Source organism: Bacillus sp. TH30, from assembly GCF_016650875.1.
Taxonomy (GTDB): Bacteria; Bacillota; Bacilli; order Bacillales; family Bacillaceae_G; genus Bacillus_A; species Bacillus_A mycoides.
Map to the genome: position 1 here is coordinate 3,090,001 of NZ_JAEKEY010000002.1, position 23,883 is coordinate 3,113,883.

The following is a 23,883-nucleotide window of genomic DNA, read 5'->3' on the forward strand; positions in this document are numbered from 1 at the left end:
GTGAAAAGCACCCCGGAAGGGGAGTGAAAGAGATCCTGAAACCGTGTGCCTACAAATAGTCAGAGCCCGTTAATGGGTGATGGCGTGCCTTTTGTAGAATGAACCGGCGAGTTACGATCCCGTGCGAGGTTAAGCTGAAGAGGCGGAGCCGCAGCGAAAGCGAGTCTGAATAGGGCGTTTAGTACGTGGTCGTAGACCCGAAACCAGGTGATCTACCCATGTCCAGGGTGAAGTTCAGGTAACACTGAATGGAGGCCCGAACCCACGCACGTTGAAAAGTGCGGGGATGAGGTGTGGGTAGCGGAGAAATTCCAATCGAACCTGGAGATAGCTGGTTCTCCCCGAAATAGCTTTAGGGCTAGCCTTAAGTGTAAGAGTCTTGGAGGTAGAGCACTGATTGAACTAGGGGTCCTCATCGGATTACCGAATTCAGTCAAACTCCGAATGCCAATGACTTATCCTTAGGAGTCAGACTGCGAGTGATAAGATCCGTAGTCAAGAGGGAAACAGCCCAGATCGCCAGCTAAGGTCCCAAAGTGTGTATTAAGTGGAAAAGGATGTGGAGTTGCTTAGACAACTAGGATGTTGGCTCAGAAGCAGCCACCATTTAAAGAGTGCGTAATAGCTCACTAGTCGAGTGACTCTGCGCCGAAAATGTACCGGGGCTAAATACACCACCGAAGCTGCGAATTGATACCAATGGTATCAGTGGTAGGGGAGCGTTCTAAGTGCAGTGAAGTCAGACCGGAAGGACTGGTGGAGCGCTTAGAAGTGAGAATGCCGGTATGAGTAGCGAAAGACGGGTGAGAATCCCGTCCACCGAATGCCTAAGGTTTCCTGAGGAAGGCTCGTCCGCTCAGGGTTAGTCAGGACCTAAGCCGAGGCCGACAGGCGTAGGCGATGGACAACAGGTTGATATTCCTGTACCACCTCTTTATCGTTTGAGCAATGGAGGGACGCAGAAGGATAGAAGAAGCGTGCGATTGGTTGTGCACGTCCAAGCAGTTAGGCTGATAAGTAGGCAAATCCGCTTATCGTGAAGGCTGAGCTGTGATGGGGAAGCTCCTTATGGAGCGAAGTCTTTGATTCCCCGCTGCCAAGAAAAGCTTCTAGCGAGATAAAAGGTGCCTGTACCGCAAACCGACACAGGTAGGCGAGGAGAGAATCCTAAGGTGTGCGAGAGAACTCTGGTTAAGGAACTCGGCAAAATGACCCCGTAACTTCGGGAGAAGGGGTGCTTTCTTAACGGAAAGCCGCAGTGAATAGGCCCAAGCGACTGTTTAGCAAAAACACAGGTCTCTGCGAAGCCGTAAGGCGAAGTATAGGGGCTGACACCTGCCCGGTGCTGGAAGGTTAAGGAGAGGGGTTAGCGTAAGCGAAGCTCTGAACTGAAGCCCCAGTAAACGGCGGCCGTAACTATAACGGTCCTAAGGTAGCGAAATTCCTTGTCGGGTAAGTTCCGACCCGCACGAAAGGTGTAACGATTTGGGCACTGTCTCAACCAGAGACTCGGTGAAATTATAGTACCTGTGAAGATGCAGGTTACCCGCGACAGGACGGAAAGACCCCGTGGAGCTTTACTGTAGCCTGATATTGAATTTTGGTACAGTTTGTACAGGATAGGCGGGAGCCATTGAAACCGGAGCGCTAGCTTCGGTGGAGGCGCTGGTGGGATACCGCCCTGACTGTATTGAAATTCTAACCTACGGGTCTCATCGACCCGGGAGACAGTGTCAGGTGGGCAGTTTGACTGGGGCGGTCGCCTCCTAAAGTGTAACGGAGGCGCCCAAAGGTTCCCTCAGAATGGTTGGAAATCATTCGTAGAGTGCAAAGGCATAAGGGAGCTTGACTGCGAGACCTACAAGTCGAGCAGGGACGAAAGTCGGGCTTAGTGATCCGGTGGTTCCGCATGGAAGGGCCATCGCTCAACGGATAAAAGCTACCCCGGGGATAACAGGCTTATCTCCCCCAAGAGTCCACATCGACGGGGAGGTTTGGCACCTCGATGTCGGCTCATCGCATCCTGGGGCTGTAGTCGGTCCCAAGGGTTGGGCTGTTCGCCCATTAAAGCGGTACGCGAGCTGGGTTCAGAACGTCGTGAGACAGTTCGGTCCCTATCCGTCGTGGGCGCAGGAAATTTGAGAGGAGCTGTCCTTAGTACGAGAGGACCGGGATGGACGCACCGCTGGTGTACCAGTTGTTCTGCCAAGGGCATAGCTGGGTAGCTATGTGCGGAAGGGATAAGTGCTGAAAGCATCTAAGCATGAAGCCCCCCTCAAGATGAGATTTCCCATAGCGTAAGCTAGTAAGATCCCTGAAAGATGATCAGGTTGATAGGTTCGAGGTGGAAGCATGGTGACATGTGGAGCTGACGAATACTAATAGATCGAGGACTTAACCATATAATATGAAGCAATGTTATCTAGTTTTGAAAGAATATAAAAAACTTGTTGACTTTAAATGTCGAATAAGTTATGATAATTCTTGTCTTAAATGAATACAGTCTGGTAATGATGGCAGAGAGGTCACACCCGTTCCCATACCGAACACGGAAGTTAAGCTCTCTAGCGCCGATGGTAGTTGGGACCTTGTCCCTGTGAGAGTAGGACGTTGCCAGGCAATTCGGAGGATTAGCTCAGCTGGGAGAGCACCTGCCTTACAAGCAGGGGGTCGGCGGTTCGATCCCGTCATCCTCCACCATTTAGCCGACTTAGCTCAATTGGTAGAGCAACTGACTTGTAATCAGTAGGTTGGGGGTTCAAGTCCTCTAGTCGGCACCAGAAAATCATGGCGGTTGTGGCGAAGTGGTTAACGCACCGGATTGTGGCTCCGGCACTCGTGGGTTCAATTCCCATCAGTCGCCCCATTTTTTCTTTTTAAATTATAACATGCGGGTGTGGCGGAATTGGCAGACGCACTAGACTTAGGATCTAGCGCCTTTGGCGTGGGGGTTCGACTCCCTTCACCCGCACTTTTAATAAAATAACTCAAACATGTCTTGCGGAAGTAGTTCAGTGGTAGAATACAACCTTGCCAAGGTTGGGGTCGCGGGTTCGAATCCCGTCTTCCGCTCCAATTTTCAGTATGACATGCCGGGGTGGCGGAACAGGCAGACGCACAGGACTTAAAATCCTGCGGTGGGTGACCACCGTGCGGGTTCGACCCCCGCCCTCGGCACCATATGCGCCCGTAGCTCAATTGGATAGAGCGTTTGACTACGGATCAAGAGGTTAGGGGTTCGACTCCTCTCGGGCGCGTTTTTTATTAACGGGAAGTGGCTCAGCTTGGTAGAGCACCTGGTTTGGGACCAGGGGGTCGCAGGTTCAAATCCTGTCTTCCCGATATTTTCAAAACATGGGGCCTTAGCTCAGCTGGGAGAGCGCCTGCCTTGCACGCAGGAGGTCAGCGGTTCGATCCCGCTAGGCTCCACTTATTTGAATATAACTTATGGCGGTGTAGCTCAGCTGGCTAGAGCGTACGGTTCATACCCGTGAGGTCGGGGGTTCGATCCCCTCCGCCGCTACCATAAAGGACCTTTAGCTCAGCTGGTTAGAGCAGACGGCTCATAACCGTCCGGTCGTAGGTTCGAGTCCTACAAGGTCCACCACTCAAAGTTCATATCTCGGAGGTATACCCAAGTTCGGCTGAAGGGATCGGTCTTGAAAACCGACAGGCGGCGAGAGTCGCGCGGGGGTTCGAATCCCTCTACCTCCTCCATTTTTTCTAAATTAAATATTATATCATCGCGGGGTGGAGCAGTACGGTAGCTCGTCGGGCTCATAACCCGAAGGTCGCAGGTTCAAATCCTGTCCCCGCAACCAAATGGTCCCGTGGTGTAGTGGTTAACATGCCTGCCTGTCACGCAGGAGATCGCCGGTTCGACCCCGGTCGGGACCGCCATTTTTTTTTACATAAAGGCTCGGTAGCTCAGTCGGTAGAGCAGAGGACTGAAAATCCTCGTGTCGGCGGTTCGATTCCGTCCCGAGCCACCATTTTGAAATCGCAAGCCGGCTTAGCTCAATTGGTAGAGCAACTGACTTGTAATCAGTAGGTTGGGGGTTCAAGTCCTCTAGCCGGCACCACTTTCAAAATGAGCCATTAGCTCAGTTGGTAGAGCATCTGACTTTTAATCAGAGGGTCGAAGGTTCGAATCCTTCATGGCTCACCATTTTTAATTTAATGCGGGTGTAGTTTAGTGGTAAAACAAGAGCCTTCCAAGCTCTGGTCGAGAGTTCGATTCTCTTCACCCGCTTTTTATGGGCCTATAGCTCAGCTGGTTAGAGCGCACGCCTGATAAGCGTGAGGTCGATGGTTCGAGTCCATTTAGGCCCACCATAATTATTCCGCAGTAGCTCAGTGGTAGAGCTATCGGCTGTTAACCGATCGGTCGTAGGTTCGAGTCCTACCTGCGGAGCCATATTATAGAGAAGTACCCAAGTGGCTCAAGGGGCTCCCCTGCTAAGGGAGTAGATCGCGAACGCGGTGCGAGGGTTCGAATCCCTTCTTCTCTGCCAGATTTTGGCCCGTTGGTCAAGTGGTTAAGACACCGCCCTTTCACGGCGGTAACACGGGTTCGAATCCCGTACGGGTCATACTAAAAGAGATAGCATAATCTGCTATCTCTTTTTTGTTGTATAAAAGCGGACTTTGAATAGTCTGCTTTTTTTGATGGATTTCTTGTATACTTTTTTCTATTTGAATCGTCTAACTAATAGAAAAGAGAGAGCGATGGAGTATGAAAAGCTTATTATAGAAACATCAAAAAGTATTTATAGATATTTGCTTAAAATAGAGCTAACATCACATGCCCATCAAGCTAAGATTTTAAGACACCCCCATAACGAGAATTTTACCTTTTTTACAGTTATTTATGAGAATTCAGCTCGTTTTTCCGTTTTGGGAGATCTTTTTAACTTTAAATTTGGTATGAACAAGCTATATATTTGGCTCTTATTTCTATCTGGATTTCTGGTGTCTTTTCTTTAATGCTGGATATTAATCATTGCAATAAGTTGTAGGAGATTTATGTATATGCACTTATTTTTGCAACCTTTTTATTCTCTCATTCGACTATATTAGTAAAGGGAGGAAGAAATAAAAATGGACATAGCCTATCTAGTAAAACAAGCAACAAGAGGAAATGATCAAGCATTTGAACAACTTATTACTTTTGTTCGCCCGAAATTATATCGAACAGCCTATTCTTATGTAAGAAATGAACAAGATGCACTGGATATATACCAAGAAACAATTTATGAAGCATATCTTTCACTGAGAAAATTAAAAAAGCCGGAGAAATTTCAAAGTTGGATTACCAAAATTCTTGTTTTTAAATCCATTGATTTTGTAAGAAAATCCTCTAGACAATTTGTTGCGAATGATGAAATATTTGCTAATTTATGTACAGAAGAGAGCATGAATAAATTAGAACAATCATTGGATTTAACCGAGGCATTTAATTTCTTAGATCCTACTTACAAAACTATTATTTTATTAAGGTATTATCACGATTTATCTATTAAGGAAATTGCTGAGGTTCTTAATTCTCCAGAAGGAACGGTAAAATCTCAATTACATCGAGCAAAGCAAGCCTTACGCCCCATTTTAAAGGAGGGATATAGTTATGAATAAAGAAGAATTTAATCACCATATCAATGATATTCCTATACCAGAAGACCGATTAATTCAAAGAGAAAAAACAGCCATGCTTCAAGCTAAGAAAAATCAATACCGTAGAAAAAAAACAATCAAGTATTCTAGTCTTGTTGCTTGTGGAATATGTGTTTCTCTCTTAGGTTTTGGATTCATTTCTCCTGCTATGGCAAAGACTTTATCGAGTGTTCCAGTTATAGGCCCCATTTATGCACAATTTAATGATATTGCTTCTGATAAAATTGAAAAGGATGAGCTTGCTACATCAATTGAAAGACAAGATAACCATAGTGGTTTAACGATGAATGTGAAAGAAGCTGTTTACGATGGCGGACGTTTAGTGATCACGGTGGAATACAAAGGAGAAAATACTATTTCCAATAGCAATGAAGAGAAAGCTGGATTTAGTTATGTGACCATTAATGGGAAAGAAGTCAGAGCTGCAATTAGTTCTACTTCACATAAGTCAAAAGGACGAAACACCATTATTGAGCAGCATGAATTCACTCTGGCTAATTACGGTGAATTTGGTGATAAAATTGATGTTTCCATCCATGGAGAAGATTTATTTGGAAAAGCAGGAACATGGAACGTAGCATTTCCTCTTACAAAAGTTGAAGGTGAGATTCGTAAATTTACTCCTAATATAAAAACATTAACGAAAGATAATCTGTATGCATTAACAGTAGATCAAGTAACTTTTTCTTCACTTTCAACGAGGATTGATTTGACCTTTGATTATCCAAAAGAAATGGAAGCTAATGATAGTTGGCCAGCACTTGATTATACTGTCACTGATGATAAAAGAAAAATCTACGAAGGAGTCAGCTTGCAAGTTGGTAGCACGGGACTATACGGACACCATATTGTTTTAGCCCTTCCACCAATGGATAATCCTCCAAAATCCTTAACAATTAAACCTACGTATCTTAGTGGTCAAAATGATACTTTAAAAAATGGAGGTTCTGAAGATTTAAAAATGACTGTTTTACTACAATAATTGAAGGGCTTTGCTAGGTTTCCATGTCTATTGACTGTTAATAAGTGACGTTGTGTTAACTTGATGTGTATGGAAAAAACATCACTATCAAGCTAAGATAAATTTGTATCCATGTAATCAAAAAAACGCTATTCTTTTTGTAGAATTATACAGAAAGGATGGCGTTTTTGATGAAGTCTATCATTTCAAATGAACTGGACCTTTTCGCACAAGAGCTCCAGTAGTCCTACAAGAGATCGCCAAACAAGTTGGTTTTGTATAGCGATCTAGCAAGTATCAAGCAAACGAACTCATTGCCCTTTGCGTATGGCTCAGTCAAGAAATTGCTAGCACATCATTTATAACAATTGTGCAGTCAGTTAGAAGTTTCTACAGGTGTACTTATGAGCTCAGAAGGACTGAATCAACGATTTAATCCAGAAGCTGTCTTTCAATAGGTGATCGACTGAAGGCAGCTTCTTTATGCTGTTATTATTATAGGGTTTTGTCGGTAAGTCGATAGTCCTTGTCGAATCGTTGATATATTTTGAGTTACGGTAGATATATTCTAAAAATCGTTGATATATTTAAATAATCATCGATATAATTTCAATTACCGACAAAAAACCTAAGAAAAACCCTTTCACAATCTAAAGAAAACGCCTCCATTGAGATGGATTTCACCCGCACTCTAATAACTTTACACTCTATGTGAAAAAGTTCACAATTAGGTCATAATTTGTGAAGGAATTCACAATAATCCGTGCTACAATATGTATGTAAAGAAGTTAAACAACATTAAATTAGTATTTTAATTAATTACTTAAACAATAATAAAAAATAGATGTAAACAATTGAAAGGGGAAATTAACATGAAAAAAGGTATCAATCGCGTAGTATTAGTAGGAACAGGAGCTGTAGGTTGTAGTTACGCTTACTCAATGATCAACCAAGGTGTAGCTGAAGAATTCGTACTAGTAGATGTTAATGAAGCAAAAGCAGAAGGAGAAGCAATGGACTTAAGCCATGCGGTACCATTCTCTCCAGCACCAACAAAAGTTTGGAGCGGTAGCTATGCAGATTGTAAAGATGCAGATTTAGTAGTTATCACTGCTGGATTACCACAAAAGCCAGGCGAAACTCGTTTAGACTTAGTTGAGAAAAATACAAAGATCTTTAAACAAATCGTTCGCGGTATTATGGATAGCGGATTCGATGGAATCTTCTTAATCGCAACTAACCCAGTTGATATTTTAACTTACGTAACTTGGAAAGAATCTGGTTTACCGAAAGAGCGCGTAATCGGTTCTGGTACTACTTTAGACTCTGCTCGTTTCCGTTACATGTTAGGTGACTACTTAGATGTAGATCCACGTAACGTTCATGCTTACATCGTTGGTGAGCACGGTGACACTGAACTTCCAGTATGGAGCCACGCTACTGTAGGTGTACAAAAACTAGAAACAATCTTAGCGAACAACGAACAGTATAACCAAGAAGATTTAGATAAAATCTTTGAAAATGTACGCGATGCAGCTTACCACATTATTGAACGTAAAGGCGCAACTTACTACGGAATCGGTATGTCACTACTTCGTGTAACTAAAGCAATCTTAAGCAACGAGAACAGCGTATTAACTGTATCTGCATACCTTGAAGGTCAATATGGTGAGAAAGATGCTTTCGTAGGTGTTCCAGCTGTTATTAACCGCGAAGGTGTACGTGAAATCGTAGAACTTGAGCTAAATGAAGAAGAAAAAGCGAAATTCGCTCATTCTGTAAAAGTATTAAAAGAAACAATGGCACCAGTACTATAATAATTGCTAAATAATTCAGAGGCGGGAAACTGCTTCCTACCTCTGAGTTTTTATATAATTTAATATAAATTCCTTTTCCGGTTTCCCTTGTATATCCCCAATATACCCCTTTTGCTGGATAAGGGTCGTTTATAGAAAAGAGCACTCTATTTTCGAATAGAGTGCTTTTATATGTTATTTTTTCGGTGTTAGTCCTAATTTCTTTAGAATATCTGCCAGTGTTCTGCTTTTTGATTTTTCTACAGGTGTTTGTGATTTTGTTGCATCTGGTCCTTTTTTCAAGAAGTTCTTTTCTACGAAGCGAATATCTTTTTCGTCGACAATACCATCTTTGTTAAGATCGCCGTCTTTTACAGATACTCCTTTTTTACCATATTTGCTAGCGATAATTTCAGCATCTTTAATATCAATGACTTTATCTCCATTTACATCACCTGCAAGGTTTTCATCAGGTCGTGCGTAATAATACTGGCCAAGCAGCTTACCATCTTTTTCAGTACCTAATTTCGTTGTTAGACGGCTTGAAATGAATTACCCGATGTTTCAGAATCACTGAAATAGGCGAATACACCGCCGAATGTAAGGGATAAGCCAAGTGAAGCTGTGACAATTCCCATTCCAACCTTTTGTTTTAATGACATAAGAAAGCCCCCTAATTTAATTTTTATCAAACTTTCGCCTGGAGCATGGATAGAGTAAACATAGTGTTTCAGTATGAATTATATTGGCGAAGGTTTAATGTTCTTTATTAAGAACAAGTGTATGCTTATGAATTTTACATTTCAATAAATTTTGTGATAAAAAATGTTGAGAAACATTTTTTTATGAAAGATTATTTTGTTTGTATTTTAAGTGGAAAGAGCGTGAAATACAGAGAGAAACCAATAAAATAAATATTGAGCAACAATGAAAGGCGAGAAATAGTAAGGTGAATGAAGCGCTTGCAATGAATATTCGTCAAAATTCGATAATTTACACGGAAAATGTGAACATTTTAAGTGAAAATTAAGAAAAAAACGAATATTTTTTAAAAAATAACAAGGATATTTCAGTTTTTCGCAGAAATGATAAAGAGTAAAAAATTTCTGTCATCTTAGTGAGGTGAACATATTGGATGTAATAAATTGTGAAGAAGTGAAACGAGATGAGTTTCATACAGAAAAGTACTATGACAGTTATAACATCTTTGGGGCACATATTGTGACGGAAGATGGGATGCGAGGTGTACGATTCACAGTATGGGCTCCTCATGCGAAAGCAATGAGTGTTGTTGGAGATTTTAATGAATGGGATTATGAGCAACATAAGATGCTACAAGTGACAGAAGAGGGGATTTGGTCCTTGTTTGTACCGCATATTGAAGAGAATGAGATATATAAGTATGCGATTGAAACGATGGATGGTGACGTTATTTTAAAAGCAGATCCTTACGCAGTATATGCAGAAGTAAGACCAAATACGGCATCTGTAGTTTTTGATATAGAGGGATACGAATGGAATGATAAAAACTGGATTCGTAAGAGAAAGAAAAAATCGATTTATAAAGAAGCGATGACAGTTTACGAATTACATTTCGGTTCTTGGAAAAAGAAAGAAGATGGCGCTCTGTATTCTTACAGAGAAATGGCCGAGGAGCTCATTCCGTATGTGGTGGAACATCAATTTACACATATTGAAATTATGCCGCTTGTTGAGCATCCCTATGACCGTTCTTGGGGATATCAAGGAACAGGATATTATGCAGCGACAAGTAGATTCGGCACGCCACATGATTTGATGTATTTTGTCGATGAATGTCATAAATATGGAATCGGTGTCATTTTAGATTGGGTGCCGGGGCATTTTTGTAAAGATGCTCACGGTTTATATTTGTTTGATGGGACACCGACTTATGAATATAAAGATAGAGACGTACAAGAAAACCTTGTATGGGGAACTGTTAATTTTGATTTAGGGAAGAGAGAAGTACGTAATTTCTTAATTTCAAATGCGTTATTTTGGATGAGGCATTTCCATATTGATGGTTTCAGGGTAGATGCAGTTGCGAATATGCTGTACTGGAATAAAGAAGGAAAAGAGCAAAGCAATGAACATGCTGTTTCTTTCTTACGAGAGTTAAATGAAGCCGTGTTTGCAGAAGATGAAGAGTTTCTTATGACAGCGGAAGATTCAACAGCTTGGCCACTTGTAACAGCTCCAACATACGAGGGTGGACTTGGATTCAATTATAAATGGAATATGGGTTGGATGAATGATGTGCTGAAATATATGGAATGTGCGCCAGAGTACCGGAAATACATTCATGAGAAAATGACATTCTCTTTAATATATGCTCACTCTGAAAACTTCATATTACCGCTTTCTCATGATGAAGTCGTTCATGGGAAAAAGTCGTTATTAAATAAAATGCCGGGAGATTACTGGGATAAGTTTGCTCAGCTTCGTTTATTATATGGATATTTCTTTACTCATCCAGGTAAGAAATTACTCTTTATGGGTGGAGAATTCGGGCAATTTGATGAGTGGAAAGACCTTGAAGATTTAGATTGGAATTTACATGATTTTGAAATGCATCGTAATATGCATGATTACTTTAAAGAGCTCATAGCATTGTATAAGCGCTCAAAACCACTTTGGCAGCTAGATCACTCGCCTGAAGGATTTCAGTGGATTGATGCTAATAATAATGAGCAAAGTATTTTCTCGTTTATCCGCCAAGGGGATAAGCAGGAAGATGCGTTAGTTGTCGTATGTAATTTTACGAAAGCTACATATGAAAACTATAAAGTAGGTGTACCGGATTTCGAGTACTATAACGAAATTTTAAACAGTGACTCGGCGCAATATGGCGGATCGGGGCAAGTGAATAAGAAACGTCTCAAGACGATTCTAGAGCCATATCATAATCAAGCGGCACATGTAGAAATTACAATTCCACCATTTGGCGTATCCATATTACGACCAGTGAAGACGAGAAAGGGGAGCAAAAAACAAGATGGCTCAAAAACAAAAGTGCGTAGCAATGTTACTAGCAGGGGGAAAAGGTAGTCGTTTAAGTGCATTAACAAAAAATTTAGCCAAGCCAGCTGTTCCATTTGGTGGTAAATATCGCATTATTGATTTTACGTTAAGTAACTGTGCAAACTCCGGTATTGAAACGGTGGGGATTTTAACACAATATCAACCGTTAGAACTTCATAATTATATTGGAATCGGAAATGCTTGGGATCTTGATCGTGTAAACGGTGGAGTCACTGTGTTACCTCCTTATGCGGAGTCTTCAGGTGTGAAGTGGTATACAGGTACGGCAAGTGCTATTTATCAAAACTTAAACTATTTAAGTCAGTATGAACCAGAATATGTCCTTATTTTATCAGGCGATCATATTTATAAAATGGATTACAGCAAAATGCTAGATTACCATATTGAGAAAGAAGCGGACGTTTCGATTTCTGTTATTGAAGTGCCGTGGGATGAAGCAAGTCGCTTTGGCATCATGAATACAAATGAAGAGATGGAAGTTGTTGAATTTGAGGAGAAACCGCAATTTCCAAGAAGTAATCTTGCATCAATGGGAATTTATATTTTTAACTGGGCTATTTTAAAAGAATATTTAGAGATGGATGCAAGAAACCCTGAATCTAGTAATGACTTCGGAAAAGATGTACTTCCGCTCTTGTTAGATGAAGGGAAGAAGTTGATGGCGTATCCATTTGAAGGATATTGGAAAGATGTTGGAACGGTGAAAAGCTTATGGGAAGCGAATATGGATTTACTTCGCGATGAAACATCGTTGAACTTGAACGATCGTAATTGGCGCATTTATTCTGTAAATCCAAACGAGCCGCCTCAATATATTGCACAGCAGGCAAAAGTAGAAGAGTCACTTATTAATGAAGGGTGCGTCATTGAAGGGGACGTGAAGCATTCTGTTTTATTCCAAGGAGTGACGGTGGAAGAAGGTAGTATGGTAATCGATTCTGTCGTTATGCCGGGGGCAAAGATTGGTAAAAACGTTGTGATTGAAAGAGCGATCGTTGGATCGGAAATGGTTATTGAAGATGGGACAATAATTCGTCCAGAAAAAAATGTTGATGATGTAGTACTAATTGCTGAAGGAAAATAGAAAAGGGGGATGAAATGAATGGGAGAAAAAATGTTAGGAATTATTAATGCAACGGGAAGTTTTCCTTCTTTAAAGAAAGTAACAGGGCATCGTTCATTAGCGGCGTTACCGTTTGGAGGCCGTTATCGCCTCATTGATTTCATGCTTTCAAATATGGTGAATTCTAATATTCATAGCGTGGCGGTTTTTACAAGTCATAAAAATCGTTCTTTAATGGATCATGTCGGTTCAGGAAAACAGTGGGATTTAGATAGAAAGCGTGATGGACTGTTTTTATTCCCACCGAACTGCCAATGTGATCATGACGAATTTGGATCTTTTGCACATTTTAGAAGACATATTGATTATTTTCTAAGAAGCAGAGAAGAATATGTTGTTATTACGAATAGCCATCTTGTAACAGCGTTAAACTTTCAAGCGGTGTTAGAGCGACATATACACACGTCTGCAGATATTACTGAAGTTTGTCATGAAGGGGTTTCGCTTCAAACATATGTGTTAAAGAAACAATTATTGCTAGACTTATTTGAGACATATAAAGATGTGGAGCAATACAGTTTATTTGATGTAGTGAGAGAAAAGAGCGGGAAATCACTGCATATTACTACGTACGAACATACAGGATATGTAGCTATTATTGATTCTATTGAAAGTTACTATAAACATAGCCTAGAAATTTTGCAGCCTTCTATTTGGAAGCAATTATTTAAGAAAGAAGCACCAATCTTTACGAAAGTAAAAGATGAGCCACCAACTCGTTATATGAAGGGTGCAGTAGTGAAAAATACGATGATTGCAAACGGCAGTATTATTGAGGGTGAAGTAGAAAATAGTGTTGTCTCCCGTTCTGTTAAAATTGGAAAAGGTTCAATTGTTCGTAATAGTATTATTATGCAAAAGAGCCAAATTGGAGATAATTGCATAATAGACGGTGTTATTATTGATAAAGACGTGAAAATTGGTGACGGTGTTGTACTAAAAGGAAACGCCGATGAGCCATATGTTGTAGAAAAAGGAAGCATTCAAAACAGTACGATTAATAGTTATTCTTAAAAGAATCAGTGGGGGTTTTTCCTCCACTGATTAAAGCATTCATTCAAATGAAAACTCGAAGGGAGGAAGCTGCAAGGGAAGTCGTATAAGCTTTTCGTGCAGTGGGACAACAAGTGAATATTTTATTTGCAGTATCAGAATGTGTACCATTTGTTAAATCGGGAGGATTAGCTGATGTAGCAGGTGCGCTCCCAAAAGAGCTGAAAAAATTAGGTGTGGACGTTCGTATTATACTTCCAAATTATAGTCTTATTCCGCAAAAATTAAGGGATGGATGTACGTTACATAAAGTAATTAACGTCCCGCTTGGGTGGAGAAATCAATATTGCGGAATTTTAAAAGGTGAGCAAGACGGGATTACGTATTACTTAATAGATAATGAATATTATTTTAAGAGAGATTCTCTATATGGTCATTATGATGACGGAGAGCGTTTTTCTTATTTTTCGAAAGCAGTTTTAGAGTGTATTCCGCATCTTGATTTCGAAGTGGATGTTCTCCATAGCCACGATTGGCATACAGCTATGGTGAATTTCTTACTACGTGAAAAGTATCAAGATAATCCATTATATGAGCATATTAAAACGGTGTATACGATTCATAACTTGCAGTTCCAAGGTGTATTTCCTCCTGAAGTGATGTACGACTTGTTAGAACTTGGTGATGAATATTTTCATAGTGAGCAGCTAGAGTTTTATGGAAATGTGAACTTTATGAAGGGCGGAATTATCGCTTCTGATCAAATTACAGCAGTTAGCCCGACATACAAAGAGGAAATTCAATATGAATTTTTCGGTGAGAAGTTAGATGGGTTGTTACGAAAAAATAATGGTAAGCTTAGCGGCATCGTAAATGGAATTGATACGAGCGTATATAATCCAGAAACGGATTCGTATATTACTGCTCAGTATGATGCAGAGTCATTAGAGGAAAAGAATGAAAATAAACGCGTATTGCAGCGTTATTTTGGTTTGCCAGAAAAAGAAGATACACCAATTATTTCGATGGTAACGAGATTAACGAAGCAAAAAGGTCTTGATTTAGTACGTACTGTATTCCGCGAAATAATGGAGGAAGATGTGCAATGTATTATTTTAGGATCAGGTGATTCTGAATATGAACAATTCTTTGAGTGGATGGCATACGAGTATCCTGAGAAGGTAAAAGTGTATATCGGATTTAATGAAGAGCTAGCCCACCAAGTGTATGCGGGAAGTGATTTATTCTTAATGCCATCACTATTTGAACCGTGTGGACTTGGACAACTTATCGCATTAGCGTACGGTACAATTCCGATTGTAAGAGAGACAGGCGGATTAAATGATACTGTACAATCTTATGACGAAGAAACTGGAGAAGGAAATGGTTTCAGTTTCACGAACTTTAATGCGCATGACATGTTGCACACGGTTCTTCGTGCGATTGAATTTTATCATGATAAACCGGTATGGGAGCAGCTTGTAAAACAAGCGATGACTGAAGATTATAGCTGGGAGAAATCAGCTCTTGCCTATAAGAAATTGTATAAAAGTCTCATGGAATAACATGTAGGTGGTGAAGAAATGTTTACTCATGTTGAAAGTTTCAAATCAGCTTTTCTAGAAAAGTTAGAGACGATGTATGGTAAAAGTTTTAAAGACTCTACAACTCGTGATCAATACAATACGCTTGGGTACATGGTACGTGAGTATATGAATAGTCAATGGATTGCAACGAACGAAAGTTATCGGTCTGGAGAGCAAAAGCAAATGTATTACTTATCCATTGAGTTTTTACTTGGGCGTTTGCTTGGAAGTAACATATTAAATTTAGGCATCAGGGATGTATGTGAACAAGGACTTTCTGAGCTTGGGATTTCTTTGCAACAATTAGAAGAGGTGGAAGCAGATGCAGGTCTTGGAAATGGTGGACTTGGACGATTAGCAGCCTGTTTTCTTGATTCACTTGCATCTTTAAACTTACCAGGTCATGGCTGTGGAATTCGTTACAAACACGGCTTATTTGATCAAAAAATTGTTGATGGTTATCAAGTTGAATTTCCAGAACAGTGGCTTCTTCATGAAAACGTATGGGAAGTAAGAAGGCATGATCAAGCTGTAGAAGTAAGTTATTTCGGCAATGTTGAACCGCTATACATTGATGGGCGTTTAGAGTTCAGGCATACGAATGCAGAAGTGATTATGGCAGTACCATATGACGTTCCAGTAGTAGGTTATGAGACGAGTACTGTAAATACACTCAGACTTTGGAATGCTGAACCAGTTCCTTTCCCGCAAAATTGCAAAGATATTTTGAAATATAAGCGTGAAACAGAGGCTGTATCGGAGTTTTTATATCCAGATGATACGCATGATGAGGGGAAAATACTTCGTTTGAAGCAACAGTATTTCCTCGTATCAGCAAGTTTGCAAAATATCGTTCGTATGCATAGAGAAAGATATGGTGACCTTCGTCAATTACATGAGAAAATCGCGATTCATATTAATGATACACATCCAGTTTTGGCGATTCCAGAACTAATGCGTATTTTATTAGATGAAGAAAAACTAGCATGGGAAGAAGCTTGGCACATAACGACACAAACGATTTCTTATACGAATCATACGACGTTATCAGAAGCGCTTGAGAAGTGGCCAATTCACATTTTTAAACCGTTATTACCGAGAATTTATATGATTATTGAAGAGATTAATGAACGTTTCTGTCATGAACTTTGGGAAAGGTATCCATATGAATGGCATCGTATTGAAGAGATGGCGATTATTGCGCATGATCTTGTGAAAATGGCTCATTTAGCAATTGTCGGTAGCCATAGCGTAAATGGTGTAGCAAAAATTCATACGGAAATTTTAAAGCAACGTGAAATGCGATTGTTTTATGAGTTTTATCCAGATAAGTTTAATAATAAAACGAATGGAATCGCTCATAGACGTTGGTTAATGAAGGCGAATCCGCAGCTGACAAACCTGATTTCAGAGGCGATTGGAACAGAGTGGAAGAAAGAACCGATTAAGCTTCAAGCGCTGCAAACAGTTCAACACGATGCGAGTTTCCAAGAGAAATTTGCAGAGGTAAAACAAGAGCGTAAAGAGATTTTAGCGGAGCGTATTCATAATAAAATGGGGATTACAATTGATCCTAATTCTATTTTTGATGTGCAAGTAAAAAGACTACATGCTTACAAACGCCAACTATTAAACGTTCTTCATATTTTATATTTGTATAACCGTTTGAAAGAGGATGCTAGTTTTACATTTTATCCGCGTACTTTTATCTTTGGAGCGAAAGCATCACCTGGCTATTACTATGCGAAAAAAATTATTAAATTAATCAATGAACTCGCAAGGAAAGTAAATAATGATCCGTACGTAAGCCAATATATGAAAGTTATCTTTCTAGAAAACTATCGAGTGTCTTTAGCGGAAGATATATTCCCAGCTGCGGATGTGAGTGAGCAAATTTCAACTGCGAGTAAAGAAGCATCAGGAACAGGGAATATGAAATTTATGATGAATGGTGCGATTACACTCGGAACGTTAGACGGAGCTAATGTTGAAATAAAAGACCGGGTCGGTGATGATAACTGTTTCATTTTTGGCTTAACAGCGGAAGAGGTTCTTCATTACTATCAAAATGGTGGATATCGTGCAAGTGATTATTATCACCACAATATGCATATTAAAAAAGTAGTAGATCAGTTAACGAATGGTTTCTTTGCACATTCGGGAGCTGAATTTGAAGCGATTTATGATTCTCTCGTAATTCAAAATGATGAATACTTCGTTCTGCGAGATTTTGGTCCATATGCGGAAAGGCAAGAAGCTGTTGGTAGAGCCTATGAGAACCGAACGAAGTGGTTAGAAATGTCGATTTTAAATATTGCACAGTCTGGTCATTTTGCGAGTGATCGAACGATTTTACAGTATAGTAATGAGATTTGGAGTATTGGTAATGCGGTTACACAGTATTAAGTAAAAGTCCCTTTTGAAGGGACTTTTATTCATGGGGACAAAGTGTATTCACTTTTAAAAGAGGAATATAATCACTTAAAAAACCGAGCTTAATCTCATTAAGCTCGTTTTTCCTTTTTTGCTTAAGAAAGAAATGGGATGGCAGTATACATGATACCTGTTCCACCATATTCTCCAGTCGCAAAGTATGAAAATGTAAAGAAACCCGTAAACGTAAAAATTACAATGAGAAAAAGTGCAAAGATAAATTTTAGCATGTAAGGTCCCCTCATCCAAAAAATAATTTCATATATTATTATAGTATAAGGATATTTAATTTCCAATTGTTTACTGGTTAAAAATGAGAAGTCAGACATGTTTTGTATGTTGTCATGGCATGATTATTTGTAATAGATTTTGTGTTTTTTGTAAAAGTCATGTTGTGATGAACATGTGCATATTCCCAGTCTTGTTCATTAAAATGGACATTGCGCGGAGGGAGAAGAGGAACGACATCAAATAAATTAACAAAGCGAAAGCTACTAGCTACTTGTAGTTTATAATAATTACGAAATGCAATATCGCCCACTTTGGGAGAGGCAAATGTATAAAGACCGTACTGTGCGAAGGCGGTGTTGATACGCGCATCGAGTATATGTAGTGTGGCGAGCGCGCCGCCTAAGCTATGGCCTGTTGCAAGAAGTTTCTTATGGGCTGGTAATGACACGAGCATATCCATAATAGAATCCCGGCAAGATTCATAAATGGAAAGAAAGCCGTTATGAACATTTCCGCTATTTAAAGCGTATGGGTATGGTCTTTGGTTGACGAGTGAATCGATAATCCAATCTGTATCTGTTTGTGTGCCCCTAAAAGCTACAATAATCGTATCTTCAGATTCTAATATGAACCCAAACCATTCCATCGTTTGAATCGCTTTTCCTTGAAAGCCTTGTACATATTGGAATCCATCAGGTATTTCAAAAATCCCATTTTGTTTATATTGTTCATACGTTAACTCACAACAAGATGCTAACAATATGGCAGTATCTTTATCAAAGGATAAAGGAGTACGCATCAAGCAAGCCCTCCTTAAGAAAAGGTATAGTTCAATATATGCAGTGAGGGACTTGATTCATTCTTTTTGAAAAAAGGCTTGAACCTACAGTTACGTGAGGGAGTATGATTTTTGTAAACATATTGTTAGGAGGAGTGTAGGATGAGCAAAAAGGAAGGCTATTCAATTGGTGAATTTTCAAAGAGAACAGGTATATCAATACGAACACTACAGTATTACGATGAACTTGGCCTGCTTAAACCTGAAAAAAATATAAGTTCAGGACACCGTGTATATAAAGATAGAGATATATTAGCGCTCCAAAAAATAGTGAGTCTTAAAGTATTAGGATATAGTTTAGAAGAAATTCGTGTCATGCTCAATGTGAAAAGTTTGAATATAAGCTTAAAAGAAACATTACAAAATCAAAGAGTAGCCTTTGAAGAAAAGAAAAAACAACTTGAAGTTTCGATAAAGGCGATTGAACGAACAATGGTATACCTTGAGGAAGATGAAGAGGTAGATAGTAACATATTAATGAGCTTAATTAATAGTATCCAAAAAGAAAACGAACAACGTTTATGGCTTGAAGAATATGTATCAAAAGAAGTGGCTGATGGATTATATAATAAGCCGGAAGAAGAGGACATAGCACTTGATAAAGAGTTTATGCGTTTAGCAAAAGAAGTGAAAAGGTTATTTGGAAGACAAATTGAGGATTCAGAAGTGCAAAAATTGGTTGATGAACATATGAAAGCGACTCTTAAGTATGTCGGTGAAGAGACAATGTATTCTCTAGGTAAATTAGAGAATGTAGAAGAACAATATAATAATACGATGCCTTCTCCTTATACAGAGGAAGAAGAGTTATGGCTTAATGAAGCGATGGAATGTTATATGGTTAAAAATGGTTTGTATAGTCCACCTAAATAAAAAAGCCGATTTCAATGAAGTGACCCCCGAAAGTTAGACAGGTCGTTTCATTAGGCAGCCTCTAGGGTATGAGCCCGGTATTGTACCGGGCTCATACCCTTTAATTTTGCCTTAATTCTTTTATGATTATAGTATTCTATATACTTTGCTAATTCTTGTTTGAAATGTGTTATACTTTCAAATTCTTTTCGATACAGAAATTCTGATTTCATGATACCAAAGAAATTTTCAATAACGGCATTGTCATAACAGTTTCCTTTGCGAGACATACTTTGAGTAATGCCACAGTTCTTAAGAGAATGACGGTATTGTTTCATTTGATAGTGCCAACCTTGATCAGAATGAATGAGGAGTTTATCCAGATCTGTTATACGTTCAAAAGCTTGATCTAACATCGTTGAAACAAGGGAATAGGTCGGTCTTGAACCAATTGTATAGGTAATAATTTCACTATTAAACAAATCCAACATTGGTGATAAGTATAACTTCTCCCCAAATAACTTAAACTCCGTAATATCTGTAACCCACTTTTCATTTGGTTTTACAGCTTGGAAGTTGCGATTTAAAATATTTGGCGCAATTTTCCCAACTGTCCCTTTGTAAGAGCGATATTTTTTCATACGAACAAGACATTTTAACCCTAATTCTTTCATAAGGCGATACACTTTTTTATGATTTACTTTGTGTCCACGATTCATAAGTTCATCACGAATACGACGATACCCATAACACCCATCGTGTTCATTATAAATAGCTTGAATCAGTTCTTTTACTTCTGCATTTGGATCAGGACGATTGAACTGTTTCATCCAGTAATAGTACGTACTACGTGGAATGTTTGCGAGTTGAAGTAACTCCTTGACAGGAAATTCATGCCTTAACTCATAGATTACTTGCGCTTTGTCTTGTTTGGTGATTTTTCCTTGTTTTGAACTAAGGCATTCAACTTTTTTAAATATGCATTTTCCATCCGTAAACGCTCATTTTCGGCTTGTAGTGCTTCTATTGAACCTTCTACTACTGGTTTTATTTTTTTATCTTTCATGGTTGGACGCCCCTTTTTCTTTGATTGTAGGGCATCCAATCCTCCTGTTTCATAGGCTATTTTCCATTTCCGAAGTGTTTCATAAGACGGAATATTGAAAAGCGCCGCTGTTTCTCTGATAGATGTCCCGTGTTCATTCATATAATAAAGTACATCTAGTTTATACTGAGCTGGGTATAATGTATAGCACTTGTCAAAGGCCCTTTCACCTGAAGATTCATATCGTCTAATCCACTCACGAATTAAAACAGGAGTAACTCCTATAGATTTAGCAATTGTTTTTCCACTCTCTGAACCATCTAAATATCGTTTCACTGCTTGGATTTTTTCTTTTGAAGAAAATTTAGCCATAAAAAATGCACCTCCAATTGTTAGACCGTGTCTAACAATTGGGGTGCACTTCACAATCTCAAGGAATCGACTTTTTTAGTTATACTTAATGAACTAACGCATGCGTTAGTTCATTAAGTAAGAGGTTTGAAAAATAGCCTGTATATATTTGAACGATGAATAACTTACCTATTTTCTTGTGTTTGTTTGCACCATATACAGAAAATTAGGGAAAATGTAACATATTATTTATCTGTTTGTTTTTGCTTTTTTTCAAATACTCCGCACGCAATTTTTCAAGTTGCTGCTTTTTATCAAATTTGGCAGGCGTCTGTTTTTCATGAAACTTTGCCACAGCTACCTGACTTTTGTAATCCAATTGATATTTTCCCACTTTGTTCACCTACTTTTCTTGTCTTTAAAGAGAATCTATTCAACCAATATAATATACCTTATTTTACTGAAGTAAACCTTATTAATTTTTTACTTATATCTATTTTAATCCAAATATTACCTTATTAAACTAACCTGCCCGTTAGCTTAAGGCAGATTTTATCTAAATAATGCGGGTGAACCAAAATGGAGAAAAAACGAGGAAAGCATTATGTCTGGACATATTATCTAACCTCATGGACTGATGATTTGGAAAATTCATTTCGGAATTCTTCACCTAGTATGCGTAACTCCTCAACCAACGTGTTGTTGTTTGTAGACGTAAATTAAAACACCCTTTCATGCAGTACTATGAAAGGGTGTTTTAATTTTATTCATTCTCTTAAGTTGATGGCTAAGGCCCCAGAAGGACACTATTTATTCTTTCCCATCTAAAAGGCGACCAAGTCCGCCTAAAACGCTACCTTCACCGCTGTTTTGAGCTGCTGGGCTTGTAAGGCGTGCTGCTAAGCGGCTAAGTGTTAAGGACTGAATCCAAACCGTTCCAGGACCTTCTAGCGTTGCGAAGAATAAACCTTCACCGCCAAATAGAGCTGTTTTTACTTTTCCAACGAATTGAACATCGTAGTTAACGTCTTTTGTCATTGCAACGAGACAACCTGTATCAATGCGAAGTTTCTCACCAGGTTTTAATTCACGCTTATATACAGTTCCGCCTGCATGCATGAAAGCTAGACCATCACCTTCAAGTTTCTGCATGATGAAACCTTCACCACCGAAGAAGCCAGTTCCTATTTTTTTAGTAAACTCAATTCCGATAGAAACACCTTTTGCGGCACAAAGAAATGCATCTTTTTGGCAGACTACTTTTCCTTGATATTCTGTTAAATCAACAGGAATAATTTTTCCAGGATAAGGAGCGGCGAATGATACGTGTCGTTTGCCATGACCTGTATTTGTAAATACAGTCATAAACATACTTTCACCTGTAACGAGACGTTTACCTGCGCCCATTAATTTACCGAATAGACCATTAGATGGTCCAGAACCATCACCGAAAATCGTTTCCATTTCGATATGATCTTCCATCATCATCATTGCGCCAGCCTCTGCGACAACGCTTTCTTCTGGATCCAATTCAATTTCAACAAACTGCATATCATCGCCATATAATTTATACTCGATTTCATGTGCTTGCATTTTTTCACCTCATCATATGTAGTAATTATATTGTACAGAAATCAAAGGAATTAGAATACTGTAGTTTTATTAATTTTTGAATAAAAATAGAATGAAAATTTAAGGTTATACTAGAATTATAAAAAACGATGGGACGAAAGTGTTCTCATTTGACGTTTTTGATATAGCATGATATAGTGAAAACACTATTGAGCTACATAATGTGGTACGGAAATAAAGCACGTTGTATTAAAGGCTGTAAGCTTGTTATACATTCATGTCCTTTATATCCACCTTTTCATGTGGATTCATAGTTTCATTTTTATTTAGGAGGTACATGACATGCAAACAGGTAAAGTTAAATGGTTTAACGGCGAAAAAGGTTTTGGCTTCATCGAAGTTGAAGGCGGAGAAGACGTATTCGTACATTTCTCAGCTATTCAAGGCGACGGCTTCAAAACTTTAGAAGAAGGTCAAGAAGTTTCTTTCGAAATCGTTGATGGAAACCGCGGACCACAAGCAGCTAACGTTACAAAAAACTAATTAGCTAGCGAAAAAAAGCATTCCGAATTTCGGAATGCTTTTTTTATGCTTTAGAACCAGACTCATCTGAAGATAATTCACCTTTAAAGGTGCGTTCTTCAAAGTCATCAAGCAATTGTTCATATTCTTCATGTTCTTCTGTTGCGAAAACTTGTGGGTTTTTTCCATACATATCTGTTCCGATAAAGTTTTCGAAATCCTCTACATACCCAACATTTTCTTCACTATTTACGTACATGCCATTATAGTTTTTTGAATCCTGTCTTTCTAAATCGGATGGTGTTTCTGATGTTCCGTAATTTGCGACGTCTTGCCAAGCATCTTCAGCATCGTACTCTACAGAATGATCTTCGTCGTGCTTATGAAACGAAGGATCTAGCACCTCTTCTTCAACTGGGCGCGTCTTCATATCTAATTTATTTGTAGTGTGCTGAATACACGTTGTAGCAGTTGGCATTGCTTCTAATCTTTCAAATGGAATTTCCTCACCAGACACTTCGCAAATTCCGTACGTACCAGCTTCAATTTTTTGCAGAGCATGTTTCGTATCTTCTAACTGTTTATGCCAAAATTCGATGAGTCCGAAATCTTTCTCACGTTCGTACAATTCTGTAGCCATATCACCTGGATGGTTGTCATAGCTAGACAATTCTCCTACTGAATCACGTTCAGATGCACGGTTTTCATCTTCATGAGTTTGTATCGTTTGTTCAACTTCTTGCTGTTGTTTTTCTAGAATAGATTTAAATTGATTTATTTGTTGTGGAGTTAACATAGTCGTCCACCTTCCTACAATTCAGTTTCTTTACATAGTATGAGCGTTGAG

16 protein-coding genes, 22 tRNA genes, 2 rRNA genes and 4 pseudogenes (1 of these 44 only partly in view) are annotated in these 23,883 nt (G+C 39.1%); 36 read left to right on the forward strand and 8 right to left on the reverse strand.

Features of this window, described 5'->3' with window-relative positions; translation table 11 throughout:
• From JFU20_RS17930 to JFU20_RS18065, 29 genes and pseudogenes are all read left to right on the forward strand, one after another.
• Nucleotides 1-2,402 (forward strand): 23S ribosomal RNA (locus JFU20_RS17930); it begins 520 nt to the left of the window's first position.
• 101 nt (nt 2,403-2,503) lie between these two features.
• Nucleotides 2,504-2,619 (forward strand): 5S ribosomal RNA (gene rrf / locus JFU20_RS17935).
• A 5-nt stretch (nt 2,620-2,624) separates the two neighbouring features.
• Nucleotides 2,625-2,700 (forward strand) — tRNA-Val (locus tag JFU20_RS17940).
• Between the two features lie 4 nt (nt 2,701-2,704).
• A tRNA-Thr gene (locus JFU20_RS17945) sits at nt 2,705-2,780 on the forward strand.
• A gap of 10 nt (nt 2,781-2,790) precedes the next feature.
• Nucleotides 2,791-2,866 (forward strand) — tRNA-His (locus tag JFU20_RS17950).
• 24 nt (nt 2,867-2,890) lie between these two features.
• Nucleotides 2,891-2,971 (forward strand) — tRNA-Leu (locus JFU20_RS17955).
• 29 nt (nt 2,972-3,000) lie between these two features.
• Nucleotides 3,001-3,075 (forward strand) — tRNA-Gly (locus JFU20_RS17960).
• A gap of 16 nt (nt 3,076-3,091) precedes the next feature.
• Nucleotides 3,092-3,180, forward strand: a tRNA-Leu gene (locus JFU20_RS17965).
• A gap of 3 nt (nt 3,181-3,183) precedes the next feature.
• Nucleotides 3,184-3,257, forward strand: a tRNA-Arg gene (locus JFU20_RS17970).
• Between the two features lie 11 nt (nt 3,258-3,268).
• Nucleotides 3,269-3,342 (forward strand) — tRNA-Pro (locus JFU20_RS17975).
• 14 nt (nt 3,343-3,356) lie between these two features.
• Nucleotides 3,357-3,429 (forward strand) — tRNA-Ala (locus JFU20_RS17980).
• 20 nt (nt 3,430-3,449) lie between these two features.
• Nucleotides 3,450-3,526: transfer RNA gene (locus JFU20_RS17985), tRNA-Met, on the forward strand.
• A gap of 4 nt (nt 3,527-3,530) precedes the next feature.
• Nucleotides 3,531-3,607, forward strand: a tRNA-Ile gene (locus JFU20_RS17990).
• A 17-nt stretch (nt 3,608-3,624) separates the two neighbouring features.
• A tRNA-Ser gene (locus JFU20_RS17995) sits at nt 3,625-3,717 on the forward strand.
• Nucleotides 3,718-3,744: 27 nt separating this feature from the next.
• A tRNA-Met gene (locus JFU20_RS18000) sits at nt 3,745-3,821 on the forward strand.
• Between the two features lie 3 nt (nt 3,822-3,824).
• A tRNA-Asp gene (locus tag JFU20_RS18005) sits at nt 3,825-3,900 on the forward strand.
• A gap of 16 nt (nt 3,901-3,916) precedes the next feature.
• Nucleotides 3,917-3,992, forward strand: a tRNA-Phe gene (locus tag JFU20_RS18010).
• 14 nt (nt 3,993-4,006) lie between these two features.
• Nucleotides 4,007-4,082, forward strand: a tRNA-Thr gene (locus JFU20_RS18015).
• 10 nt (nt 4,083-4,092) lie between these two features.
• Nucleotides 4,093-4,168, forward strand: a tRNA-Lys gene (locus JFU20_RS18020).
• A 13-nt stretch (nt 4,169-4,181) separates the two neighbouring features.
• A tRNA-Gly gene (locus JFU20_RS18025) sits at nt 4,182-4,252 on the forward strand.
• A gap of 6 nt (nt 4,253-4,258) precedes the next feature.
• A tRNA-Ile gene (locus JFU20_RS18030) sits at nt 4,259-4,335 on the forward strand.
• A 7-nt stretch (nt 4,336-4,342) separates the two neighbouring features.
• A tRNA-Asn gene (locus JFU20_RS18035) sits at nt 4,343-4,417 on the forward strand.
• A 6-nt stretch (nt 4,418-4,423) separates the two neighbouring features.
• A tRNA-Ser gene (locus JFU20_RS18040) sits at nt 4,424-4,514 on the forward strand.
• A gap of 6 nt (nt 4,515-4,520) precedes the next feature.
• Nucleotides 4,521-4,592 (forward strand) — tRNA-Glu (locus JFU20_RS18045).
• A 76-nt stretch (nt 4,593-4,668) separates the two neighbouring features.
• Nucleotides 4,669-4,791: pseudogene (locus JFU20_RS30590) on the forward strand (RNA polymerase sigma factor); the annotation flags it as partial.
• 309 nt (nt 4,792-5,100) lie between these two features.
• Nucleotides 5,101-5,631 carry a sigma-70 family RNA polymerase sigma factor gene (locus tag JFU20_RS18055; RefSeq protein ID WP_012261907.1) on the forward strand — a complete coding sequence of 177 codons (531 nt, stop codon included), beginning with the start codon at nt 5,101-5,103 and terminating at the stop codon, nt 5,629-5,631.
• Nucleotides 5,624-6,652, forward strand: a complete 1,029-nt coding sequence (locus JFU20_RS18060; RefSeq protein ID WP_201038796.1) for a DUF4179 domain-containing protein — start codon at nt 5,624-5,626, stop codon at nt 6,650-6,652. Before JFU20_RS18055 ends, JFU20_RS18060 begins: the two co-directional genes overlap by 8 nt.
• A 170-nt stretch (nt 6,653-6,822) precedes the next feature.
• Nucleotides 6,823-7,080 (forward strand): annotated as a pseudogene (locus JFU20_RS30190) (IS4 family transposase); the annotation flags it as partial.
• A gap of 423 nt (nt 7,081-7,503) precedes the next feature.
• Complete coding sequence (locus JFU20_RS18065) at nt 7,504-8,448, forward strand: L-lactate dehydrogenase (RefSeq protein WP_002129674.1); 945 nt, start codon at nt 7,504-7,506, stop codon at nt 8,446-8,448.
• A gap of 174 nt (nt 8,449-8,622) precedes the next feature.
• Here JFU20_RS18065 and JFU20_RS18070 read toward each other — a convergent pair.
• Nucleotides 8,623-8,976, reverse strand: a pseudogene (locus JFU20_RS18070) (dockerin type I domain-containing protein); the annotation flags it as partial.
• A pseudogene (locus JFU20_RS18075) lies at nt 8,967-9,089 on the reverse strand (TasA family protein); the annotation flags it as partial. The pseudogenes JFU20_RS18075 and JFU20_RS18070, both read right to left, overlap by 10 nt.
• 469 nt (nt 9,090-9,558) lie before the next feature.
• Here JFU20_RS18075 and glgB point away from each other — a divergent pair.
• From glgB to glgP, 5 genes are all read left to right on the forward strand, one after another.
• Nucleotides 9,559-11,496 carry a 1,4-alpha-glucan branching protein GlgB gene (gene glgB / locus JFU20_RS18080; RefSeq protein WP_002015795.1) on the forward strand — a complete coding sequence of 646 codons (1,938 nt, stop codon included), beginning with the start codon at nt 9,559-9,561 and terminating at the stop codon, nt 11,494-11,496.
• Nucleotides 11,444-12,574: a glucose-1-phosphate adenylyltransferase gene (glgC, locus tag JFU20_RS18085; protein ID WP_002089246.1), complete on the forward strand. Its 1,131-nt coding sequence runs from the start codon at nt 11,444-11,446 to the stop codon at nt 12,572-12,574. Before glgB ends, glgC begins: the two co-directional genes overlap by 53 nt.
• 18 nt (nt 12,575-12,592) lie before the next feature.
• Nucleotides 12,593-13,627, forward strand: coding sequence for a glucose-1-phosphate adenylyltransferase subunit GlgD (gene glgD / locus JFU20_RS18090; RefSeq protein ID WP_002015798.1), 1,035 nt, complete (start codon nt 12,593-12,595; stop codon nt 13,625-13,627).
• Between the two features lie 113 nt (nt 13,628-13,740).
• Nucleotides 13,741-15,171, forward strand: coding sequence for a glycogen synthase GlgA (gene glgA / locus JFU20_RS18095; protein ID WP_002143574.1), 1,431 nt, complete (start codon nt 13,741-13,743; stop codon nt 15,169-15,171).
• An 18-nt stretch (nt 15,172-15,189) separates the two neighbouring features.
• Nucleotides 15,190-17,598 carry a glycogen phosphorylase gene (gene glgP, locus JFU20_RS18100; RefSeq protein ID WP_002015802.1) on the forward strand — a complete coding sequence of 803 codons (2,409 nt, stop codon included), beginning with the start codon at nt 15,190-15,192 and terminating at the stop codon, nt 17,596-17,598.
• Nucleotides 17,599-17,720: 122 nt separating this feature from the next.
• Here glgP and JFU20_RS30450 read toward each other — a convergent pair whose 3' ends face one another.
• Together JFU20_RS30450 and JFU20_RS18105 are read right to left on the reverse strand one after the other, a co-directional pair.
• Nucleotides 17,721-17,855 carry a hypothetical protein gene (locus JFU20_RS30450; RefSeq protein ID WP_002015803.1) on the reverse strand — a complete coding sequence of 45 codons (135 nt, stop codon included), beginning with the start codon at nt 17,853-17,855 and terminating at the stop codon, nt 17,721-17,723.
• Between the two features lie 77 nt (nt 17,856-17,932).
• Complete coding sequence (locus tag JFU20_RS18105; RefSeq protein WP_044443797.1) at nt 17,933-18,655, reverse strand: lipase family protein; 723 nt, start codon at nt 18,653-18,655, stop codon at nt 17,933-17,935.
• A gap of 141 nt (nt 18,656-18,796) precedes the next feature.
• On the opposite strand from JFU20_RS18105, the gene JFU20_RS18110 reads away from it, so the two are divergent.
• Nucleotides 18,797-19,567 (forward strand): MerR family transcriptional regulator, encoded by a 771-nt coding sequence (locus JFU20_RS18110; RefSeq protein ID WP_002015805.1) that lies wholly within the window; start codon nt 18,797-18,799, stop codon nt 19,565-19,567.
• Nucleotides 19,568-19,617: 50 nt separating this feature from the next.
• Here the strand turns inward: JFU20_RS18110 and JFU20_RS18115 are convergent.
• The 3 genes from JFU20_RS18115 to JFU20_RS18125 form a co-directional block, all read right to left on the reverse strand.
• Nucleotides 19,618-20,963 (reverse strand): IS3 family transposase gene (locus tag JFU20_RS18115; RefSeq protein WP_087947136.1). Its coding sequence is split into 2 segments (ribosomal slippage): nt 19,618-20,522 and nt 20,522-20,963, totalling 1,347 coding nucleotides; the frame shifts between segments, so codons are not numbered across the junction.
• A gap of 205 nt (nt 20,964-21,168) precedes the next feature.
• The gene (locus JFU20_RS18120) at nt 21,169-21,336 is read right to left on the reverse strand and encodes a hypothetical protein (RefSeq protein WP_201038797.1); all 168 of its coding nucleotides are present in this window, start codon (nt 21,334-21,336) and stop codon (nt 21,169-21,171) included.
• Between the two features lie 416 nt (nt 21,337-21,752).
• Nucleotides 21,753-22,535 carry a TIGR00266 family protein gene (locus tag JFU20_RS18125; RefSeq protein ID WP_002015806.1) on the reverse strand — a complete coding sequence of 261 codons (783 nt, stop codon included), beginning with the start codon at nt 22,533-22,535 and terminating at the stop codon, nt 21,753-21,755.
• A 321-nt stretch (nt 22,536-22,856) separates the two neighbouring features.
• Here JFU20_RS18125 and cspD point away from each other — a divergent pair, with 321 nt between their 5' ends.
• Nucleotides 22,857-23,057 (forward strand): cold-shock protein CspD, encoded by a 201-nt coding sequence (gene cspD, locus JFU20_RS18130; RefSeq protein WP_001193051.1) that lies wholly within the window; start codon nt 22,857-22,859, stop codon nt 23,055-23,057.
• A 43-nt stretch (nt 23,058-23,100) separates the two neighbouring features.
• Here cspD and JFU20_RS18135 read toward each other — a convergent pair whose 3' ends face one another.
• On the reverse strand, nt 23,101-23,832 hold the full coding sequence (locus tag JFU20_RS18135) for a yteA family sporulation protein (RefSeq protein WP_002015808.1): 732 nt from the start codon (nt 23,830-23,832) through the stop codon (nt 23,101-23,103).
• Nucleotides 23,833-23,883: the final 51 nt, after the last annotated feature.

What these genes read in the sequence shown, in the direction of transcription:
- JFU20_RS18055 (WP_012261907.1), top strand. Translation starts at nt 5,101, where the DNA reads ATGGACATAGCCTATCTAGTAAAACAAGCAACAAGAGGAAATGATCAA.
- JFU20_RS18060 (WP_201038796.1), top strand. Translation starts at nt 5,624, where the DNA reads ATGAATAAAGAAGAATTTAATCACCATATCAATGATATTCCTATACCA.
- JFU20_RS18065 (WP_002129674.1), top strand. Translation starts at nt 7,504, where the DNA reads ATGAAAAAAGGTATCAATCGCGTAGTATTAGTAGGAACAGGAGCTGTA.
- glgC (WP_002089246.1), top strand. Translation starts at nt 11,444, where the DNA reads ATGGCTCAAAAACAAAAGTGCGTAGCAATGTTACTAGCAGGGGGAAAA.
- glgD (WP_002015798.1), top strand. Translation starts at nt 12,593, where the DNA reads ATGGGAGAAAAAATGTTAGGAATTATTAATGCAACGGGAAGTTTTCCT.
- glgP (WP_002015802.1), top strand. Translation starts at nt 15,190, where the DNA reads ATGTTTACTCATGTTGAAAGTTTCAAATCAGCTTTTCTAGAAAAGTTA.
- JFU20_RS30450 (WP_002015803.1), bottom strand. Translation starts at nt 17,855, where the DNA reads ATGCTAAAATTTATCTTTGCACTTTTTCTCATTGTAATTTTTACGTTT.
- JFU20_RS18105 (WP_044443797.1), bottom strand. Translation starts at nt 18,655, where the DNA reads ATGCGTACTCCTTTATCCTTTGATAAAGATACTGCCATATTGTTAGCA.
- JFU20_RS18110 (WP_002015805.1), top strand. Translation starts at nt 18,797, where the DNA reads ATGAGCAAAAAGGAAGGCTATTCAATTGGTGAATTTTCAAAGAGAACA.
- JFU20_RS18125 (WP_002015806.1), bottom strand. Translation starts at nt 22,535, where the DNA reads ATGCAAGCACATGAAATCGAGTATAAATTATATGGCGATGATATGCAG.
- cspD (WP_001193051.1), top strand. Translation starts at nt 22,857, where the DNA reads ATGCAAACAGGTAAAGTTAAATGGTTTAACGGCGAAAAAGGTTTTGGC.
- JFU20_RS18135 (WP_002015808.1), bottom strand. Translation starts at nt 23,832, where the DNA reads ATGTTAACTCCACAACAAATAAATCAATTTAAATCTATTCTAGAAAAA.